The organism is Actinomadura bangladeshensis (assembly GCF_004348335.1).
In the GTDB taxonomy this organism is placed as follows: domain Bacteria; phylum Actinomycetota; class Actinomycetes; order Streptosporangiales; family Streptosporangiaceae; genus Spirillospora; species Spirillospora bangladeshensis.
On the sequence record NZ_SMJW01000158.1, the window covers coordinates 1 to 18,888 of the forward strand.

At 73.3% G+C, this 18,888-nt stretch carries 18 protein-coding genes and 1 pseudogene; 14 read left to right on the top strand and 5 right to left on the bottom strand.

What is annotated here, in order from left to right:
- Window positions 1-138: 138 nt before the first annotated feature.
- From E1284_RS26450 to E1284_RS26465, 4 genes are all read left to right on the top strand, one after another.
- On the top strand, window positions 139-627 hold the full coding sequence (locus E1284_RS26450; RefSeq protein WP_131942844.1) for a phage holin family protein: 489 nt from the start codon (window positions 139-141) through the stop codon (window positions 625-627).
- Window positions 624-1,028: a DUF3618 domain-containing protein gene (locus E1284_RS26455; RefSeq protein WP_131942845.1), complete on the top strand. Its 405-nt coding sequence runs from the start codon at window positions 624-626 to the stop codon at window positions 1,026-1,028. The genes E1284_RS26450 and E1284_RS26455 overlap by 4 nt, the downstream gene beginning before the upstream one ends.
- A 136-nt stretch (window positions 1,029-1,164) precedes the next feature.
- Complete coding sequence (locus E1284_RS26460) at window positions 1,165-2,226, top strand: YihY/virulence factor BrkB family protein (RefSeq protein ID WP_131942846.1); 1,062 nt, start codon at window positions 1,165-1,167, stop codon at window positions 2,224-2,226.
- 67 nt (window positions 2,227-2,293) lie between these two features.
- Window positions 2,294-2,857 carry a GNAT family N-acetyltransferase gene (locus E1284_RS26465; RefSeq protein WP_131942847.1) on the top strand — a complete coding sequence of 188 codons (564 nt, stop codon included), beginning with the start codon at window positions 2,294-2,296 and terminating at the stop codon, window positions 2,855-2,857.
- A gap of 38 nt (window positions 2,858-2,895) precedes the next feature.
- Here E1284_RS26465 and E1284_RS26470 read toward each other — a convergent pair whose 3' ends face one another.
- A complete protein-coding gene (locus E1284_RS26470; protein WP_243714756.1) occupies window positions 2,896-3,852 on the bottom strand; it encodes a helix-turn-helix transcriptional regulator in 957 nt (318 codons plus the stop codon).
- Between the two features lie 83 nt (window positions 3,853-3,935).
- On the opposite strand from E1284_RS26470, the gene E1284_RS26475 reads away from it, so the two are divergent.
- Together E1284_RS26475 and E1284_RS26480 are read left to right on the top strand one after the other, a co-directional pair.
- Window positions 3,936-4,742: an alpha/beta fold hydrolase gene (locus E1284_RS26475; protein WP_243714757.1), complete on the top strand. Its 807-nt coding sequence runs from the start codon at window positions 3,936-3,938 to the stop codon at window positions 4,740-4,742.
- Between the two features lie 126 nt (window positions 4,743-4,868).
- Complete coding sequence (locus tag E1284_RS26480) at window positions 4,869-5,903, top strand: alpha/beta hydrolase (protein ID WP_131942848.1); 1,035 nt, start codon at window positions 4,869-4,871, stop codon at window positions 5,901-5,903.
- A gap of 141 nt (window positions 5,904-6,044) precedes the next feature.
- Here E1284_RS26480 and E1284_RS26485 read toward each other — a convergent pair whose 3' ends face one another.
- Together E1284_RS26485 and E1284_RS26490 are read right to left on the bottom strand one after the other, a co-directional pair.
- Entirely contained in the window at window positions 6,045-7,910 is a 1,866-nt protein-coding gene (locus E1284_RS26485; RefSeq protein ID WP_131942849.1) for a glycoside hydrolase family 3 protein, read from the bottom strand.
- A gap of 143 nt (window positions 7,911-8,053) precedes the next feature.
- Entirely contained in the window at window positions 8,054-9,304 is a 1,251-nt protein-coding gene (locus tag E1284_RS26490) for an AI-2E family transporter (protein WP_131942850.1), read from the bottom strand.
- Between the two features lie 130 nt (window positions 9,305-9,434).
- Between E1284_RS26490 and E1284_RS26495 the strand changes: the two are divergent.
- Window positions 9,435-9,946, top strand: a pseudogene (locus tag E1284_RS26495) (RNA polymerase sigma factor); the annotation flags it as partial.
- A 54-nt stretch (window positions 9,947-10,000) separates the two neighbouring features.
- Here the strand turns inward: E1284_RS26495 and E1284_RS26500 are convergent.
- On the bottom strand, window positions 10,001-10,378 hold the full coding sequence (locus tag E1284_RS26500) for a YybH family protein (RefSeq protein ID WP_131942851.1): 378 nt from the start codon (window positions 10,376-10,378) through the stop codon (window positions 10,001-10,003).
- A gap of 152 nt (window positions 10,379-10,530) precedes the next feature.
- On the opposite strand from E1284_RS26500, the gene E1284_RS26505 reads away from it, so the two are divergent.
- Window positions 10,531-10,992: an acyl-CoA thioesterase gene (locus tag E1284_RS26505; RefSeq protein WP_207923963.1), complete on the top strand. Its 462-nt coding sequence runs from the start codon at window positions 10,531-10,533 to the stop codon at window positions 10,990-10,992.
- A gap of 24 nt (window positions 10,993-11,016) precedes the next feature.
- Here the strand turns inward: E1284_RS26505 and E1284_RS26510 are convergent, their stop codons facing one another.
- On the bottom strand, window positions 11,017-11,724 hold the full coding sequence (locus E1284_RS26510) for a TetR/AcrR family transcriptional regulator (RefSeq protein WP_131942853.1): 708 nt from the start codon (window positions 11,722-11,724) through the stop codon (window positions 11,017-11,019).
- A 92-nt stretch (window positions 11,725-11,816) separates the two neighbouring features.
- On the opposite strand from E1284_RS26510, the gene E1284_RS26515 reads away from it, so the two are divergent.
- The 6 genes from E1284_RS26515 (at window position 11,817) to E1284_RS26540 (ending at window position 18,863) form a co-directional block, all read left to right on the top strand.
- Window positions 11,817-12,764, top strand: a complete 948-nt coding sequence (locus E1284_RS26515; protein WP_131942854.1) for an ATP-binding cassette domain-containing protein — start codon at window positions 11,817-11,819, stop codon at window positions 12,762-12,764.
- Between the two features lie 30 nt (window positions 12,765-12,794).
- On the top strand, window positions 12,795-13,457 hold the full coding sequence (locus E1284_RS26520) for an ABC transporter permease (RefSeq protein WP_131942855.1): 663 nt from the start codon (window positions 12,795-12,797) through the stop codon (window positions 13,455-13,457).
- Between the two features lie 77 nt (window positions 13,458-13,534).
- Complete coding sequence (locus tag E1284_RS26525) at window positions 13,535-16,549, top strand: Tn3 family transposase (protein ID WP_131942856.1); 3,015 nt, start codon at window positions 13,535-13,537, stop codon at window positions 16,547-16,549.
- A gap of 256 nt (window positions 16,550-16,805) precedes the next feature.
- Entirely contained in the window at window positions 16,806-17,738 is a 933-nt protein-coding gene (locus E1284_RS26530; protein ID WP_165965443.1) for a phytanoyl-CoA dioxygenase family protein, read from the top strand.
- A 201-nt stretch (window positions 17,739-17,939) separates the two neighbouring features.
- Window positions 17,940-18,584, top strand: a complete 645-nt coding sequence (locus tag E1284_RS26535) for a recombinase family protein (protein ID WP_131942858.1) — start codon at window positions 17,940-17,942, stop codon at window positions 18,582-18,584.
- Between the two features lie 78 nt (window positions 18,585-18,662).
- Window positions 18,663-18,863, top strand: a complete 201-nt coding sequence (locus E1284_RS26540) for a hypothetical protein (protein ID WP_131942859.1) — start codon at window positions 18,663-18,665, stop codon at window positions 18,861-18,863.
- Window positions 18,864-18,888: the final 25 nt, after the last annotated feature.

Below are 18,888 nucleotides of genomic sequence, written 5' to 3' on the forward strand. Positions count from 1 at the left end.
ACCCGCCCCCGGCGCGCGGCGCGGCACGCGTGGCGGCCCGTGTTCACCCTTTGTCGGGGAGCGGACACGTTTAGCCTCTGACAAGGGGGAACTCCTGCTTCAGGCGTCGAAACCAGAACGCGGAGGAGGCCTGAGGCTATGAGCATCGTGCGGCCGACGCATGACGGCGAGACCGCGGCCGAGAACCTGGGCGCCCACCGGCAGTCCCGGGCGCACGCCCCGGAGTTCCGCGGCGGACGCGGGGAGGCGGGCACGGGCGAACTGGTCCGGCAGGCCGCGCAGCAGGTGTCGGAGCTGATGCGCGCCGAGCTGCGGCTGGCCGTCGCCGAACTGAAGGACAAGGGCCGGCACGCCGGCACCGGCGCCGGGATGTTCGGCGGCGCCGCGCTGGTGGCCCTGTACGGGCTGGCGGTGCTGCTGGCCGCGGCCGTCGCCGCGATCGCGCTGGCGCTGCCGGTGTGGGCGGCGGCGCTGATCATCGGCGGGTTCCTGATGCTGGTCGCCGCGGTCCTGGCGCTGCTCGGCCTCTCGCAGACCAAACGCGCCACGCCCGCCAAACCGGAGCAGGCCATGGACGAGGCCAGGCAGGCCGTGGCGGAGCTGAAGGAGAGGGCGACGCACCGATGACCATGCAGCGCAAGCACGGCGCCGAGGCCGGCACCGAGGAGCTGCGCCAGGAGGTCGACCGGGCGCGCCACGAGCTCGGCGAGACCGTCGAGCAGCTGGCCGCCAGGGCCGACGTGAAGGCGATGGCCCGGGAGAAGGCCGAGCAGGCCAAGACCCGGGCCCGGGACGCGGCGGCCTCGGCCTGGCAGGCCGCGGGCTCGGAGGAGACCAGGGCCCGGGCCCGCCAGGGCGGCGTGGTGATCGCCTCGGCGGGCGCCGTGGCGGTGGCGGCGGTGTGGATGCGCCGCCGCCGCGCGACCACCCGGCGGGTGGGGCCCGTGCGGGTCCGCGTCTCGACCGGGCGGAGCCGCGCCGTCAAGGTGCGCCGGGACAAGGGCCGCCGCCTCGGCCGCACCCGCTGACCGCGCCCGCCGGCCCGACTGCCGCACCTGACTGCCGCACCTGACTGCCGCACCTGACTGCCGCACCCGATCGCCGCACCCGAACGGCGCCGCATTCGCCCCCGCGCCGCACTGACCCTCGCCGAGAGGACGGCCGATGCCCAGCGTGCCCGCCCCCCGCGTCATCGCCGACGCGCCGCCCACCTCGTGGGTGGGTGCGCTGAAACGCACGGTGCGCGAGTTCAAGAACGACAACCTGACCGCGTGGGCGGCCGCGCTCACCTACTACTCGATCCTGTCGATCTTCCCCGCGATCCTGGTCGTGGTGTCGCTGGTCGGGCTGGCGGGCGAGTCCACGACCGACGACCTGATCGCCAACATCGGCACCTTGGCGCCGGGCGCGGTCCGCGACCTGCTGGTCAGCTCGGTGCGGCAACTGCAGGGCAGCAGCGGCGGCGCCGGCGCGATCGCCATCGTCAGCCTCCTCGGCGCGGTGTGGTCGGCGTCGGGGTACGTCGGCGGGTTCATGCAGGCGTCCAACATCGTCTACGACATCCCCGAGGGCCGTCCGATCTGGAAGACCCTCCCGCTCCGCATCGGCGTCACCCTGGTCACCCTGGTGCTGCTGTCGGCGTCGGCGATCGCGGTCGTGGTGACCGGGCCGCTGGCCCGCAAGGTCGGCGACGTGATCGGCGCCGGCTCGCAGGCGGTGACGGTGTGGAACATCGCCAAGTGGCCGGTGCTGCTGCTGGTCGTGGCGTTCCTGTTCATGCTGCTGTACTGGGCCGCGCCGAACGCCAAGCGCGGGTTCCGGGGGCTCGCGCCGGGCGGGCTCCTGGCGATCGCGCTGTGGCTGGCGGCGTCGGCGCTGTTCGCGGTGTACGTGGCGAACTTCAGCTCCTACAACAAGACCTACGGCAGCCTCGCGGCGATCATCATCTTCCTGGTCTGGCTGTGGATCACGAACCTCGCGATCCTGCTGGGCGCCGAACTGAACGCCGAACTGGAGCGGGGCCGCGCCATCGCCGAGGGCACTCCCCCGGACGAGGAGCCGTACGTGGAGTTCCGCGACACCCGCGGTTTCGACGAGGCGGAGCGCCGCGAGACCGGGGTGGACGAGGCGAAGGACCAGAAGCAGGGCGGCTCGCAGGGCGGCGAGGGCGGCGCCGGGTCCGGGCCCGGTGCGAGCCGCGTGCGTCCGCCGGACGGCCGCTCCTAGCCGTACCTGGCGGTTACCGGGGATCCACGGGTCGCACGGGGGCGAATCCGGTGAATAGGATCACCGTATGCTCCGTCCCGTGTACCCGATCGAGACCGGGCGGCTCGCCCTTCGCCCGTTCCACGAGAACGACCTGGAGGGCCTGTACGCCTACCAGTCCCTGCCGGAGGTGGCGCGCTACCTGTACTGGGAGCCGCGCACGCTGGAGGAGTCGCGCTCGTTCCTGAAGCAGAAGATGGGCGCCTCCACGGTGGAGAAGGAGGGCGACTGGCTGGTCCTGGCGGTGGTGCGGCGCGACACCGGCGACCTGATCGGCGAGGTCAACCTGCAGTGGCGCAGCCGCGAGCACCGGCAGGGCGAGATCGGCTACATCTTCAACCCGGCCTTCCACGGCAAGGGGTATGCGACCGAGGCCGCCGAGGTGGTGCTGCGGCTCGGGTTCGAGGGCCTGGACCTGCACCGGGTGTGCGGGCGGCTGGACGGCCGCAACGCCGCCTCCGCGCGGGTGCTGGAGCGGCTCGGGATGCGCCGCGAGGCGCACCTGGTGCAGAACGAGATCGTCAAGGGCGAGTGGACCGACGAGGTCGTCTACGCGATGCTGCGCCACGAGTGGGACGCCCGCACCGCCTGACCCTGCCGCGTCCGGCCCTCCGCGTCCGGCGCCCGGGTTCACCGGGCGGCCTGCTCCTCCAGTGACCGGGCGAGGCCGCGGATGTGGCCGCGCAGCTCTTCGGGGCGGCGGACGGTGAAGCCGAACCCGAGCCCTGCCAGCATCCGCGCGGCCCCGTCCAGGCGTTCGGCGCGCATGGTCATCACCACTCCCCCGTCTTCCCCTCCGGCCTCGGTGAGCGCCGCGACCGAAGCGGGGATCCGGCGGCGGGCCTCCTCGAGGGCGGCGTCGAGCACGACCTCGACCTCGTGGGCGTAGGGGACGCGCGCCAGTGACGCGGTGACGTCCCGGACGGGGTCGACGCCGCCGGGGACCTCGAAGGTCGCGGTGCCCGGTTCGGCGGCGGTGATCCGGTCGACGCGGAACGTGCGGGTCTCGCCGCTGCGGTGGTCGTGGCCGGTGACGTACCAGCGGCCGGAGTGGAACACCAGCCCGTAGGGGTCGAGGTCCCGTTCGCTGTCCTCGCCGCGCCAGGACCGGCGCCGCTCCCGGGCCGCGGCGGCCAGGGTGAGGACGGTGCCGGTGCCGGGTGCGGCGGCCGCGGGGGCGGTCCGGTCGGGCGCGGTGAACCCGAGCGTGTCGCGCAGTGCCCGGATCCGGTCGCGCAGCGCGGCGGGCAGGACGCGCTGCACCTTGGCCAGGGCGGTCTCGGTGGCCTGGCCGGGCAGGCCCATCCGCCGTCCGGCCAGCAGGCCCAGCACGACGGCGGCGGCCTCGTCGTCGGTGAGCATCAGCGGCGGCAGCTTGTAGCCGGGCATGAGCCGGTAGCCGCCGTGCCGGCCGCGGTCGGCGGTGACGGGGACGCCGAGGTCGTCCAGGCGGGCGGCGTAGCGGCGGACGGTGCGCTCGTCGACGCCGAGCCGCCGGGCCAGTTCGGCGCCACTGATGCGGTGGTGGGCCTGCAGCAGCTCCAGCATCGCCAGGACGCGGGTGGTCGGGTGGGACGGCTGTGGCACGGGTCACTCCCCTAATCCGGGCGGATCCTGTCCGGTATTCACCGTAGCGTGCGGGTGTACCCACCGAAGAGAGGACACCCGAGATGAACACCGAAACGACCACCGACCCGGACGCGCGCATGGACGTCAAGCCGGGCACGGCGACGTTCGTCCTGGTCCCCGGGTACTGGCTCGGCGCGTGGGCGTGGGACGAGGTCGCGGCCGCGCTGCGCGCGGCGGGCCACGACGTCCACGCCGTCACTCCCGCCGGGCAGGCCGAGCGGGCCGCGGAGCCCGCGCCCGGCACGGGCGGCGTCGACGTGGACGCCCAGATCGCCGGGATCGCGCGGCTCATCGAGGGCGGCGGCCTGCGCGACGTCGTCCTCGTCGCGCACAGCGGCGCGAACATGGCGGTCACGGGCGCGGCCGACCGCATGCCCGACCGGATCGCCCGGGTCGTGTACGTCGACACCGGCCCGATGCCGTCCGGGATGGCCGCGATCGACTTCCACGACCCGGACGCGCGCGCGGAACTGGAGCGGGCGGTCGCCGAGGAGGGCGGCGGCCGGTGGATCCCGGTGCCGCCGTTCGATCCGGCCGCCGACCCGGTGAACCTCGCCGGGCTGACCGCGGGGCGGCTGGCCGTGATGCGCGAGCGGGCCACACCGCAGCCGTTCGGGACGGCGACGCAGCCGGCGGCGCGCCCCGATCCGCTGCCGGCGACGCCGCGGACGCTGATCGCCACCACGATCCCACTGGCCGCGGTGCGGGAGATGGGCGAGGCCGGGCATCCGGTGTTCGCGGGGATGACCGGCCCCGGCTGGACCTACCGGGAGCTGCCGACGGGGCACTGGCCGATGTTCTCCAGGCCGCGGGGGCTGGCCGCGCTGCTGGCCGAGGCGGCCGGATGACTCACTTCTCCACAGCGCCGCGCCCATTTCTTGTAACCCGCCCATGTAGATCATTTCGGCTCGGGCGAGGACACTCTCCCGGAGTCGCGCGGCCACGGGGGTCGGGCCTGATCGCGAGGTGAGCAGATGACACCCACCCTCCGCCGCCGGTCCCGCCGGGTCCACTGGCGGCGTTCGCTGGCGTCCGGCGCCATCGGCGTCGTCCTCGTCGCCGGGATCGGTGCGGTGGGCGCCGGGTCGGCGCAGGCGCTGGCGGGGCCGGTCAGGGCCGACGACGGGGCGCGCATCACCGCGGAGAAGAAGATCGCCTCCCGCGAGGTCGACATCACCATCGACTCGCCCGCGCTCGGCAGGTCGGTGAAGGCCCGGCTCCTGCTGCCGGCGAACTGGAAGCGGGACTCGACCGCGACGTGGCCGGTGCTGTACGCCTTCCACGGCGGGCAGGACGACTACACCTCCTGGACGCGCAACACCGACATCGAGGCGTGGGCCGCCAAGTACAACGTCATCGTGGTGATGCCGGAGGGCGACAACGGCTCCTACACCGACTGGTACAACTACGGCAAGGGCGGGACTCCCAAGTGGGAGACCTTCCACACCGCCGAGGTGCGCCAGCTGCTGGAGCGCAACTACCACGCGGGCGCGCTGCGCGCGGTGATCGGGAACTCCTCGGGCGGCGCGGGCGCCATGGCGTACGCGGCGCGGCACCCGGGGATGTTCAGGTACGCGGCGTCGCTGAGCGGGATCCTGTCGATGCGCTCGATCGGGATGCCGGCGATGCTGATGTTCACCAACGCCGGCAACGGGCAGGACCCGTTCGCGATCTGGGGCGTCCCGTGGGCCGACGACGCCAACTGGCAGGCGCACGACCCGGCGACGCTGGCGCCCAAGCTGCGCGGCACGGGGCTGTTCTTCTCCGCGGGGACGACGGGCCGTCCGGGTCCGGGCGACCCGGACGTGGCGCCGTGGGACATCGGCCTGCTCAGCGAGATCGCGGTCGGCGCGAACAACAGGGACTTCCAGAAGCGGCTGGACGAGCTGAAGATCCCCTACACCGCGCACATCTACGGCGACGGTCGCCACAACTGGCCGGCGTGGGTGCGGGAGTCGAAGTCCATCTGGCCGACGCTGATGAAGTCGATCGGCGCGCGGCAGGCGTGACCCCGGCGCCCCCGTCCCCCCGCGGTGGGCGGCGGGGCGGGGGCGCGTGCGGGACGGTGCCCGGCCCGGTTCCGCGGCGGCTGCGGCTGCCGCAGCGGAACCGGGCCGCCGCCTTTTCCGTCCGGTGTTGCGGGCCGGGGGTCAGTGCGGGTAGCGGAGGCCGTGCCCGAACGGGTAGAGGACGGTGCCGGGGTCGTCGCGGGCGGGGACGGCGACGGGCAGCCGCCCGGACGGGTTCAGCTCCCCGAACAGGGCCTTGCCGGCCGACCGGAGCGCTTCGGCGGTGTAGGAGTAGGTGGCGAGGTAGGTGGCGGCCTCGGGGAACCAGGCGATGTCGTAGGGGTCGCGGACGGCGATGACGACGACGGGCTTCCCGGTGGCGATGAGGGCCTTGACGAGGTTCATCTGGCCGGGCCCGTTGTGGCCGGGTTCGTCCTTGGCGTCCCAGGCGCGGTTGGTGACGGCGACGACGAGGTCCTGGTCGCGGGCGGCGGCGACGGCCTGGTCGATCTGGGCCCGGCCGGGGCTGATGCCGGTCTGCCGGACGGTGGCGGTGGCGCCGCGCCGGGCGATCTCGGTGCCGATCGCGGCGGTGGTGGACACGCCCCATCCGGTGACCAGGACGTCGCGGGGGCCGGGCTGCAGCGGCAGGACGCCGGCGTCGTTGCGGACGAGGGTGGTGGTGCGGTCGGTGGCGCGCTGCGCGGCGGCCAGGTGCGCGGGCGTCCCGACGGTCCGGCCGACGCGGGACTCGTCGGCGTAGGGGTCGCGGAACAGGCCGCGGCGGCGTTTGAGGTCCAGGATCCGGTAGACCGAGGCGTCGATGCGCCGCTCGGTCAGCTCCCCGGTCCGGACGGCGTCGACGACGGCGGCGAGCTGGCGGGGGAACAGGCCGGTGCCGCCGGCGTCGGCGGGCGGCTTGAGCAGGACGTCGGCGCCGGCCTTGAGGGCCAGGACGGGGATGTTCTCGTCGCCGTACTTGTCGCGGACGCCCTGCATGTCGAGGGCGTCGGTGACGATGACGCCGCGGTAGTGCAGCTGCTCGCGCAGGATGCCGGTGAGGATGGGCCGCGACAGGGTGGCGGGGTCGCCGGAGGGGTCCAGGGACGGCACGACGATGTGCGCGGTCATGATCGCCTCGGCGCCGCGGGCGATCGCGGCGCGGAACGGAGGCAGGTCCAGGCGCTCCCATTCGGCGCGGCTGTGGTCGATGGTGGGGACGCCGGTGTGGCTGTCGGTGGTGGTGTCGCCGTGGCCGGGGAAGTGCTTGACGGTGGCGGTCACTCCCCCGGCCCGGTATCCGCCGAGCTGCGCGGTGACCATGCCGGCGACCAGGGCGGGGTCGGATCCGAAGGAGCGGACGCCGATGACGGGGTTGGCGGGGTCGGTGTTGACGTCGGCGTCGGGCGCGTAGTCCTGGTTGACGCCGATGGCGCGCAGTTCGCGTCCGGTGATGCGGGCGAGGGCGCGGGCGTCGCCGGTGCGGCGCCCGGCGGCCAGCGCCATGGCGCCGGGCGACTGGGTGGCGGGCGGCTGGATCCGGGCGACGATGCCGCCCTCCTGGTCGGTGGCGATGGTGGCGGGGACGCGGTGCGGCTGGGCCAGCGCGGCGCGCTGGATGCCGTTGGAGAACGCGGCGACCTGCGCCGGGTCCCGCACGTTGTCGGAGTAGTAGATGAACCCGCCGGGCCGGTAGCGGGCGATGACCTGCGCGGCGTTGTCGACCCCGTAGAGCCTTCGGTTGGCGGCGACGGCGGCGGGGTCGGAGGTGTCGGCGGAGGTGCCGTAGACCTGCAGGACGAACAGCTGGGCGGCCTTCTCCTCCAGCGTCATCGACCGCAGGATCCGCAGCAGCGCCGGGTCCCGGCCGTACGCCCCCGGGCCGCCCGGGCCGGGTGCGGGGCCGGCGTGGGCGCCGGGCGCGTCCAGCGTGTTCAGCGCGGTGACGGCGAGTATCCCGGCGGTGAGCCCGGCGGCCCACCGGCGGCGCGTGCGGGGACGGTTCATGACGGCTCCCTCCGGCCCCCCGAGCTGCCCGATGATCATGCTTGTCCTCCGGCACGCTAACCCGGCGCGGCGGCGCCGTCCACGGCAATCCTCGACGAGGCGCCCGCCGGCACCGGCCCCGACGCGGGCGCCGACGCGGGCGGTCATGAGCGGCGCAGCCAGCGCCACCAGCGGGCGCCGGGGCGGTCGGGCTCGGTCAGCGGATGCTCCTCGATGTCGTAGCGGCGGACGTAGGCGCCGGCGAACGCCTGCACGCTGGCGCCGAGCGGGATGGCCAGCAGCACCCCGAACGGCCCGGCGACGGCTGCGCCGGCGAGGATGAGCCCGAACGCGACGGCGGGGTGCATGTCCAGGGTCCGCGCGGTGATGCGCGGCTGCAGCAGGTAGTTCTCCAGCTGCTGGTAGGCGAGGATGAACAGCAGGATCCACAGCGCGGTCGCCGGGGAGGCGGTCAGCGCGATCAGGACGGGCACCGCGCCGGCCAGGTAGGTGCCGATGGCGGGGATGAACTGCGACACCACCCCGACCCACAGCGCCAGCGTCGCGGCGTAGGGGACGCCGAGCACGGCCATGGCGATGTAGTGGGCGACGCCGGAGATGAGGGCGAGCAGCCCGCGGGAGTAGATGTAGCCGCCGGTCTTGTCGACGGCGATCTCCCAGGCGCGCAGGACCTCCCGCTGGCGGCGCGGCGGGAGCAGGGAGCAGATCGTCCGGCGGAACTGGGGCCCCTCGGCCGACAGGTAGAAGGTGAACAGCAGGACGCCGAGGCCCTTGAAGATGACGCCGAACGCGGTGGCGCCGATGCCCCACACGTTCTGGGCGAGGGAGGTCAGGTGCCGCGACAGGGTGTCGGTGACGGTGGGGAGCCGCTGGAACAGGGTGTCCTGCGACAGGCGCGTGCCGAAGGTGTCGTTGACCCAGCCGATGAGGTGGCGGACGTAGCCGGGGAACCCGTTGATGAGGTGGGTGGCCTGGCCGGCCAGCAGCGACCCGATGCCGCCGAGGAACCCGGCGGCCAGCACCCCGACGACGATGAACATCAGCGCGGTGCCGGCGCCGCGCCGCCAGCCGTGCCGGGCCAGCCAGTTCACCGCGGGCTCGATCGCGAACGCCAGGAACAGCGAGGTGACCAGGAGCAGCAGCAGTTCGCGGAGCCGCTCCAGCAGCCACAGCGCCGCCAGGAACGCCAGTACGACCGTCCCGGCGAGGACGAACGCGCGCGGCAGCCAGGGCGGCATGCGGCGCGGCCCGCCGGTGCGGCCCGCCGGCGCGGGCGGGCCCGCGGGGACGTCGGGCGGGACGTCGGTGGGCGCGTAGGCGGGGGTGTCCCCGGGAGTGCCCTCGGGGGTGCCCTCGGTCCTGTCGCGGGACGGGTCGCCGGGCGTCTGCGGCATTCACGCACGGTAACCGCCCCGCTTCGCCCATACCGGTCATGCGCCCGCGAGCCGGGGCAACCTTTGCCGAGGTTTCGCCCGCCGTGTTGATCCGGGGCATCCTCGTTCGACCTACGGCACGCACCGGCCCGACGGCGAGCCGGTGCTGCTGGAGCGGCAGGACCGGGGCCGCTGGGGACCGGGCCGCGATCGGCCGGGGCCGCGCGGTGCGGGCCGCGCGGTGCGGGCCGCGCGGCGCGGGCCGGGCGGTGCGGGCCGGGCGGGGCCTCGGCCCCTACGGCCTGCAGGCGGCGATCGCCGAGTGCCATGCCGTGGCCCCGTCGGTCGAGGCGACCGACTGGGGACCGGATCGTGGTGCTGTACGAGACGCTCGGCCGGCCGGCGCCCTCGCCGGTGGTGGAGCTGAACCGGGCGGTGTCGATGGCGCGGGGCCCGGCGGCGGCGCTGCCGATCGTGGACGGGCCGGCGGCGGCGGCGGGGGCGCTGGCGGGGTCGCATCTGCTGCCGACCGTCCGCGGGGAGCTGCTCACCCGGCTGGGGCGCGGCGGCGAGGCGCGCGCCGAGCTGGAGCGCGCGGCGCGCCTGTGCGGCAGCGAGCGGGAGCGGACGGTGCTCGAAGGCAAGATCGCCGCGCTCCCCTGACCGGCGCCCACCCCGCCTCGCCGCCGCGCCGGCCGCCGTCGGGCCGGGTGCCGGTCAGGCGGGGCCGCCGCCGGGCGGGGTGACGAATTCGGGCTGGTCCAGGACGCGGAGCCAGCTGCCGTCGGGCTGGCGGCGGACGACCTGGGCGCGGGCGCCGGCGCCGTCGCGGGGCGGGGTGGAGGTGAGCGCGAGGTCGCCGCTGATCAGCGTGGGCAGCGGTTCCTCGGGCTCGAAGCGGGGGCGGGCGGCCAGCACCTTCTCCCACAGCGCGCGGATCGCGTCGCGTCCGGCGGTCTGCGAGCCGGGCGGGTAGGCCATCACCGCGCCGGGCTCGTAGAGGGCGGCGACGCCCGCCGCGTCGCCGGCGTTGGAGCGTTCGACGAACAGCCGCGTGATGTCCTCGGGCCGCATGGCCTTCTCGTATTCGGTCATGGTGTGCGTCCTCCGTGTGCGTGGTCTCCCTTCCATGCTGGTCACCGCAGGCGCAGAAGTCCAAGAGATAGATGTTCTCACCGCTAGAAGCAGCGCTTATGAGTTCGAGGGCCGCGGATACGGCGCACGCGGGATGAGGCAGGATGCCCGGTATGGCGGAAGTGTTCACGCATCGGCTGCGGGTGCGGTACAGCGAGTGCGACCAGCAGGGCGTGGTCTTCAACGGCCACTACCTGTTCTTCTACGACGTGGCGCTGACCGAGATGTGGCGGGCGCTGATCGGCGACTACGGCGAGATGGTGGACGGCGGCTACGACCTGGTGGTGGCCGAGGCGCGGATCCGCTACCGGGAGGGCGCGCGGTTCGACGAGATGCTGGCGGTGTCGATGCCGGTGGCGCATCTGGGCACGACGAGCATGATCGTGCGTCCGGTGTTCCGGGTGGGCGAGCGGCTCATCGCCGACGGGGAGGTGCGGCACGTGTTCATCGACCCGGCGTCCAAGGCCAAGCGGGAGATGCCGACGCGGGTCCGCGCGGCCCTGGAGCCCCATCTGGACGGGGCGGCTCGGGCGGCCGGCCCGGGCGGCGGCGAGGACCCGCAGCACGGAGTGTAGGGACGTTCGGGGACCGCCCGGAACTCAATCTCCGGTGCCGCGCGGGGCGGGGGGCGCGGCGGCGTAGCCGCCGAGGCCGTGTTCGAGGAGGTCGAAGGTGCGGGCGGCGGCGGCGTAGACGTCGTCGCGCATCTCCTCCAGGGTCTCCCCGGCGCGTTTGCGGGCGGCGATCTCGGTGACGAGGGCGCCCTGGGCGGCGTGGATCATCGCGGCGGCGGCGCGGGGGGTGAAGTCGTCGGGGCCGGCGCCGGTCTCCTCGGCGAGCAGCGCGGCGAGCTCGTCCTGGATCCGCTGGCCGAGTTCGCGCATGCGCGCGGTGAGGGCGGGGCTGTCGTGGACGGCCTGGAGCCAGGCGTCGGCGCCCTCGTGGAAGGCGGTGCGGTACTCGCCGGCGTCCAGGCCCTCGAAGAAGCGGCGGCGGAACAGGGCGACGACGCCCTCGCCGGGGCGGCGGTCGCGGACGTCGCGGGCGGCGGCCTCGACCATCTCGTCCTCACGGTCGAAGAACAGGTCCTCCTTGGTCTTGAAGTAGTTGAAGACGGTGTTGACCGACACGTCGGCGGTGCGGGCGACGTCGGCGATGGTGACGTTGTCGAAGCCGCGCATCAGGAACAGGCCGGTCGCGATGTCGGCGATGCGGCGGCGGGTCTCGCGCTTCTTGCGCTCGCGCAGGCCCAGCCCGGCCGCCGGCGCGGCCCCGGGCCCGGTGCTCGGGGCGGTCTCCTCTCCCATGCCCGCATCCTACCTTCGCTGGTGTCACTGAAAAGTTGGAGTGACTGCAAATTTGTGGTTACGCTATCGGGCATCGTCGTGAGGAGGACATCGTGATCGAGACGCGCGGGCTCGCCCGCACCTTCACCACCGGGCACGGCCAGGTGCAGGCCGTCCGGGGCGTGGACCTGCGGGTCGCGCCGGGCGAGATCGTCGGGTTCCTCGGCCCCAACGGGGCCGGGAAGACCACCGTGCTGCGGATGCTGACGACGCTGCTGGCGCCGACCGCCGGGACCGCGACCGTCGCCGGCCGGGACCTGCGCCGCGACCCGGCGGGCGTCCGCCGCCGCATCGGCTACGTGGCGCAGGGCGGCGGCACCGACCCGGGCGTCCCGGCCGGGGAGGAGCTGGACCTGCAGGCCCGCCTGTACGGGGTGCGCGGCCGGGCCGCGCGGATCGCCGGGCTGTGCGCCCGGCTGGACCTGGCGGGGCTGGAGTCGCGCCCGGCGGGGTCGCTGTCGGGCGGGCAGCGCCGCCGCCTGGACATCGCGCTCGGGCTGGTGCACCGCCCGCCGCTGCTGTTCCTGGACGAGCCGACCACCGGCCTGGACCCGCAGAGCCGCGGCAACCTGTGGGACCACATCCGCGCCATGCGCGACCGGGACGGCACCACGGTGTTCCTGACCACGCACTACCTGGACGAGGCCGACGCGCTGTGCGACCGGCTGCTGATCATCGACCGCGGCCGGATCGTCGCCGAGGGCGCGCCCGCCGAGCTGAGGCGCCGCGTCGCCGGCGACGTCCTCACCCTGGAGCTCGCCGACCCCGCCGCCGCCGGCCCCGCGCGCAAGGCGCTGGCCGGCCACCCGGCCGTCCGCGAGGCCGCCGTCACCGGGTCCCGCGTGCGCCTGACCGTCGAGGACGGCGAGACCGCGCTCATGGGCCTGGTCCGCGCCCTGGACGGCGCCGGCGTCGAGCTGGCGTCGCTGAACCTGGCGCGCCCCACGCTCGACGACGTGTTCCTCACCGTCACCGGCCGCTCCCTGCGCGACGCCGCCTGACCCGGCCCCCCACTCGATAGGAGAACCGAGATGTCGTTCACGCGGACGGTGTCGGACACGCGGCTGATCTTCCTGCGGTGCCTGCGGCAGACGCTGCGCAGCAAGGTCGCGGTGGTGTTCGGCGCGCTGCAGCCGCTGCTGTACCTGGTGCTGTTCGGTCCGCTGCTGCCGGACCTGGCCGAGCTGCGCGGCTCCGGCGGGTCCGGCGCGGGGTCCGGCGGCGCCTGGCAGGTGTTCGTGCCGGGGATCCTGGTGCAGCTCGCGCTGTTCGGCGCCGGGTTCGTCGGGTTCGGGCTGATCGCCGACCTGCGGTCGGGGGTGCTGGAGCGGCTGCGGGTCACCCCGGCGAGCCGGACCGCGCTGCTGCTGGGCCGCGTGCTGCGCGACACGGCCGTCGTGGCGGTCCAGGCGGTGCTGCTGGTGGCGGTGGGGCTCGCGCTGGGGCTGCGCGCCCCGGCCGGCGGCATCGCGGTCGGGCTGGTGCTGGTGGTGTCGCTCGCGGTCAGCGTCGCGTCGCTGTCCTACGTCCTGGCGATGCGGACCCGCAGCGAGGACGCGTTCGCGCCGCTGCTGTCGGCGGTGACGCTGCCGCTGATGCTGCTGTCGGGAATGCTGCTGCCGATGAGCCTGGCGCCGGGCTGGCTGGACGCCCTGTCGCGGTTCACCCCGTTCCGGTACGTGGGGTCACCGTAGTACTCGGGAAAGATCGGGCGGATATGGCGGCGTAGGCTCCCGAACCGGGATCTTTGGACTCCGGCGGGAGGTTGCTGGTGGTCGCTCCGGTGTTCACCGATGAGGAGTTAGAGGGGCTGCGGCGGTTCCCGGAGATCGGCAGGGAGGAGCTGTTCCGGTTCTTCACCTTGACGCCGGCGGATGTGGCGTTCGTCGATCCGGGCCGGGGGCGGGGCCCTGCGGATCGGCTCGGGCTGGCGGTGGCGTTGTGCACGTTGCCGTGGCTGGGATTCGTTCCGGACGATGTGGCGTCCGCGCCGCCAGCGGCGGTTGCGCGGCTGGCCGAGCAGCTCCGGGTCGATCCGAAGGCGTTTGCGGGGTACGGGCGGCGGGCCAAGACCCGCACGGATCATCTGCGGCTGGCGGCGCGGTATCTGGGGTGGCGGGCGGGGACGGCGCTGGAGTTGAAGGAGCTGGATGAGTTCCTGCTGGCGCGGGCGATGGAGCATGACTCCCCGACGCTGCTGTTCCGGCTGGCGTGCGAGTACCTGATCTCGGCGAGGGTGATCCGGCCGGGCCCGGTGACGGTGGTGAAGCGGGTCGCGCACGCCCGCGAGGCGGCGCGGCGGGAGACCTATGACCGGCTGGCCGGTGAGTTCACCGAGGAACGCCGGGCGGGGCTGGACGAGCTGTTGGTGGTGGACGCGGCGATCGGGATGACGCGGCTGCGGTGGTTGGGCAAGGGTCCGGTGGAGGCCTCGCCGGGGGCGGTGAAAGCAGAGGTCGCCAAGCTGGAGTTCCTTCGCGTGATGGACGCGGACCGGCTGGATCTGTCGGTGCTTCCGGCGGAGCGGCGCCGGTTCCTGGCCACGGTGGGGCGCCGGTCGACCGCGCAGGCGCTGGCGCGGCGCGATCCCGAGCGCCGGTATCCGATCTTGTTGACGCTGGTGGCGCAGTCGGCGGCGGAGGTGCTGGACGAGGTCGTGCAGTTGTTCGACCAGGCGGTCTCGGCGCGGGAGGGGAAGGCCGAGCGCAAGATGCGTGGTGCGCTGGCCGAGCGCGCCAAGGCCGGTGAGGACCGCCAAGCGCTGTTGGATGTGATCTTGGCGGTGGTCGCCGATCCGGTGGTGCCGGATGAGGAGGTCGGCGGCTTGCTGCGCGGTGAGTTGGTCGGGTGGGAGCGGCTGCGGGCGGCGCAGTCGGCGGCGTTGCCGCCGTTGCCCCGCGACCATGGGCATCTGGCCGCGTTGGACGGCTCGTACGGGTATCTGCGGCAGTTCACGCCGCAGGTCTTGGAGGCGGTTCCGCTGGCAGGCGGTACCGCGGCCGCCGACCTGTTGGCGGCGGTGGAGGTCCTGCGGGGCCTCAACGCCAGCGGCGCCCGCAAGGTCCCGGCGGGCACGCCTGTGGGGTTCGTCCCGGCTCGCTGGCGCGGCTACCTGCAAGATGCGGCCGAGGCCGGTGATACCAGCGCCTACCGGCACTATTGGGAGCTGTGCGTGTTGCTGGCGCTGCGCGATGGGCTGCGGTCGGGTGATGTGTGGGTGCCCGGCTCGCGTCGCTATAGCGATCCGGCGGCCTACCTGCTCACCCCGGCGAAATGGGCGGATCAGCGGGGGGAGTTCTGCCGGCTGGTGGGCAAGCCCGCCGATGCTGCCGCGGGCCTGGCCCTCCTGGAGGAGGAGTTGCACGCGGCGCTGGGCGAGCTGGAGCAGACTCTGGCCGCGGGCGACGGCCCTGTCCGCTTGGACGAGGCGGGCGACCTGGTGATCTCCCCGTTGTCGGCGGAGGACGTTCCGGCCGAGGCGGTCGCGCTTAAGGCCGAGCTGACCGAGATGCTGCCGTTCGCGCCGATCGTGTCGCTGCTGATCGAGATGGACAAGCGCACCGGGTTCTTGGGCTGCTTCACCCACGCTGGCGGCAAGCAGGCGCGCAGCCCGGAGCTGAAGCGGAACCTGATCGCGGTGCTGATCGCCCAGTCGACCAACCTGGGGCTGACGCGGATGGCGGACGCGTGCGGCATCTCCTACGACATCCTGGCCTGGACCGCCGAATGGTACGTGCGCGAGGAGACGCTGCGGGCGGCGAACCTGGCGCTCATCGGCTACCACGGCAAGCTGCCGCTGACGGCGGTGCTCGGGTCGGGCACGTTGTCGTCCTCGGACGGCCAGCGGTTCCCCACCCGTGGCAAGTCCGTCACCGCCCGCGCGCTCAGCAGGTATTTCGCCCATGAGGGGTTGTCGACGTACACGCATGTGACCGACCAGCACACCACTTATGGCACCAAGGTCATCGTGGCGACGCGGCGAGAGGCTCACTACGTGCTGGATGAGATCCTCGGCAACGCCACCGACATCCCGATCACCGAGCACGCCACCGATACCCACGGGGTGACGTTGGTGAACTTCGCGCTGTTCGATCTGCTGGGGCTGCAGCTATCGCCGCGGATCCGGGACCTGGGCAAGATCACCCTGTACCGGACCGCCCCCAAGGCGCAGGTGGCGGATGCGTTCCCGCTGGCGGGGCCGCTGCTGACCCGGCGCGCCAACACCGAGCTGATCGCGGCGCACTGGGACGATCTGCTGCGCTTGGCGGGGTCGTTGAAGTTCGGGCACGCCACCGCCTCGCTGCTGGTCGGCAAGCTGTCGGCCTCCGGCCGGCAGAACGCGCTGGCGGCGGCGCTGAAGGAGTACGGGGCGCTGCGCCGCACGGTCTACGCCGCCCGGTACCTGTCGGATGCGGCGTACCGGCGCAAGATCTCCCGGCAGCTGAACAAGGGCGAGTCGCTGCACGCCCTCAAGCGCGATCTGCTGTACGCCCATGAGGGTGTGGTGCGTGCCCGGCACCTGGAGCAGCAGACCGAGCAGGCGTGGTGCCTGACGCTGGTCACCAACGCCGTGGTGACCTGGACGACGGAGTACTACGGGCTGGCGGTGGCTGCGATGCGCGCGGCCGGGCGCCGTGTCGACGACCAGGTGCTGGCCCACATCTCCCCGGCGCACAGCGAGAACATCAACTTCTTCGGCGCGATCGACGTCGACATCGAGGGCGAGCTCGCCCAGCTCGGCCCCACCGGGTACCGGCCGCTGCGCGTGCGCGACACCCTGTTCTGAACCAGGCGCTAACGCGGGTCGGGCGACCCAGCAACCGGTTCGGCCGCCGGTTCGCGGTGTCCTGCGCGCGCATGCCGTCGATGAGCAGCTTGAGGTGATGGCGGTACCGGTGCGGATCGGCCCTCCGCTCCCGAACGTGTCCACAGTCGCCAGGTAGTAGTGCGGTTCTACGTTGGCTGATGAAGCGATGGCGGAGCCAAGCCATACGCGTAAAAAGCGTTTGTCCGTGATCGCTCGCCCGGATGATCCTGGGGGGATGGACCTTGAGAGCACGGTGCGGGACTGGCGAGCCGATGGCTTCGTGATCCTCCCTGGTTTCATCCCCGCCGAGGAGTTGACTGCGGCGGGGAGCGAGCTGGGCCTGCTGTTTCCCTCTGCCGAGGGCTTTCATGACGGAACCGACTCGCGTCGCGGACGTTTCATCGGCGACGAGTTCGCCGGGATCGACACCTTCCCGTTCGCCAGCACCGAGATCAGTCTGCTGGCGGTGCACCCTCGCCTCCTGGCGCTCGCCCAGGCGCTGCTGGGCGACAGCGACGTGCACCTCTACGCGGCCGAGGCCTGGGCGAAGTACACCGGCGCCTGCGACTACGACCAGGACCTGCACCGTGACTACCTCAACCACACCGTGCTGGTCCCCAGTACCACGCCGGGCTGTTCGCAGGTGGAGATGTTCGTGTTCCTGACCGACGTCCCCGAAGAACTCGGACCGCCGCATCTCCTCTCGCGCAAGCACACCGCGCACATTCCCGCCGTCCCGAACTGGTTCCTGCGGCCGGGACAGGGCAGCGCTTGGCGCTTCAACGACGACAGCGGCAGCCCGCAGATGTACGGGGCCGAGGTCTCCGGTGCCGGGCCCGCTGGAACGGTCATCGCCTTTGAGGTCGGCACCTTCCACCGAGGCACCCAACTGACCGCACCGCGCGGCGCCCGCTACAGCATGCACCTGGGCTTCCGGCCGTCCAGCCTCTCGTGGGGGCAGCGTGTGGGATGGGCAGCGCGCAGCTTCGAACGAGAATGGGTCGCGTTCGTCCACCGCGCCACCCCTCGCCAACTCCAAGTCTTCGGATTCCCCCCGCCCGGACATCCCTACTGGACGCCGCAGACGCTCGCTGGCATGGCCTTGCGCTATCCGGAACTCGACCTCACCCCTTGGTCGGCCTCCGGGCCCGCAACCCGCAGCCCCTGATCGCACCCGCGCCGCCTTCGCGGATTCTGTCGGGATTAGAAGGTTTCCCGACACCCCGCCGAGCCGCCGCCCCACCCCCCGAAAAAACGGACACCCGGTGACGGAACGCCTCTCAAGGTGACCGATTCCGAACGCTGATTGACGACAGGATTTCCCGACAGATAGAAGGGTCCTCCACCCCTCTTTCCGCGGGAGCCGCCGGTGCGGATCGTCTACTCGCGCGTGTCCACCGCAACCCAGTCGCTACTGCGCCAGCGCCACATCCTCATCGAGGCCGGCCTCCTCGTGCGCACCGAGGGTGTCGCCGAAGGGTTCCGCCCCGCCGCCGGGGTGCTGCTGTTCGAGGACCCTGCGACGACCTCCAAGATTCCCGCGCTGGAGCGGCCCGCGTTCGCCAAAGTCGCCGCCGCAGCGCACCCGGGCGACGTGCTGACGGTATCCGAGCTGTTCCGGCTCTGCCGCGACCTCATCGACATCCACAGCGTCCGCGACTGGTGCACCGCACGCGGCGTCGCCCTGCGCGTCCTGTCCGGGCCGCTGTCGAACTTCCACGACCTCGCCGCGAACGACCCCACCACTGCCCTGCTCATCAACGTCATCACCGCGGTCGGACAGTTCCAGCGCGACCTGCAGAACGAACTCACCGACGAGGGCATCGCCGCGGCCGAGGCCCAAGGCCGCTACCGAGGCCGGCCACCCGCACTCAACGGCGCCCGCCGCGACGAAGTACGGGCCGCGTTCCGCGATAACGGAACCTCCATCGCGGCCCTCGCCCGCACCCACGGGGTAAGCCGAGCCGCCGTCCGGACCGCGCTGACCGACCTGCTGCCCGACCAGCCCACCTGATCAGGCCCGTCACCGAACCGGCACCACGATCCTCAGCTTGTCGCTACTGACCCGCTCCGATCCTTTGCGGCCTACTCCGTGCTGTCTCCGCTGGTCAGCGATATCCGCCCGAACTTTCCCGAGTACTACTGCGACCCCTACGTGGTGGACGCGGCCAGGGCGGCGTTCCTCGGCGACTACGCGACCGCGGCGCTCGCCGAGGGCGCGCTGGTCACCGTGGTGCTGCTGGTGGTGTCGGTGGCGCTGGGCGCCCGCCGCTTCCGCGCCGAGGCCACCTGACCGCCCGGCGGGGCCCCGCGTCCCC

Excerpts from the sequence above, each read along its gene's own strand:
- E1284_RS26450 (WP_131942844.1), top strand. The coding sequence starts at position 139 with ATGAGCATCGTGCGGCCGACGCATGACGGCGAGACCGCGGCCGAGAAC.
- E1284_RS26455 (WP_131942845.1), top strand. The coding sequence starts at position 624 with ATGACCATGCAGCGCAAGCACGGCGCCGAGGCCGGCACCGAGGAGCTG.
- E1284_RS26460 (WP_131942846.1), top strand. The coding sequence starts at position 1,165 with ATGCCCAGCGTGCCCGCCCCCCGCGTCATCGCCGACGCGCCGCCCACC.
- E1284_RS26465 (WP_131942847.1), top strand. The coding sequence starts at position 2,294 with ATGCTCCGTCCCGTGTACCCGATCGAGACCGGGCGGCTCGCCCTTCGC.
- E1284_RS26475 (WP_243714757.1), top strand. The coding sequence starts at position 3,936 with ATGAACACCGAAACGACCACCGACCCGGACGCGCGCATGGACGTCAAG.
- E1284_RS26480 (WP_131942848.1), top strand. The coding sequence starts at position 4,869 with ATGACACCCACCCTCCGCCGCCGGTCCCGCCGGGTCCACTGGCGGCGT.
- E1284_RS26485 (WP_131942849.1), bottom strand. The coding sequence starts at position 7,910 with ATGAACCGTCCCCGCACGCGCCGCCGGTGGGCCGCCGGGCTCACCGCC.
- E1284_RS26490 (WP_131942850.1), bottom strand. The coding sequence starts at position 9,304 with ATGCCGCAGACGCCCGGCGACCCGTCCCGCGACAGGACCGAGGGCACC.
- E1284_RS26500 (WP_131942851.1), bottom strand. The coding sequence starts at position 10,378 with ATGACCGAATACGAGAAGGCCATGCGGCCCGAGGACATCACGCGGCTG.
- E1284_RS26505 (WP_207923963.1), top strand. The coding sequence starts at position 10,531 with ATGGCGGAAGTGTTCACGCATCGGCTGCGGGTGCGGTACAGCGAGTGC.
- E1284_RS26510 (WP_131942853.1), bottom strand. The coding sequence starts at position 11,724 with ATGGGAGAGGAGACCGCCCCGAGCACCGGGCCCGGGGCCGCGCCGGCG.
- E1284_RS26520 (WP_131942855.1), top strand. The coding sequence starts at position 12,795 with ATGTCGTTCACGCGGACGGTGTCGGACACGCGGCTGATCTTCCTGCGG.
- E1284_RS26530 (WP_165965443.1), top strand. The coding sequence starts at position 16,806 with ATGGACCTTGAGAGCACGGTGCGGGACTGGCGAGCCGATGGCTTCGTG.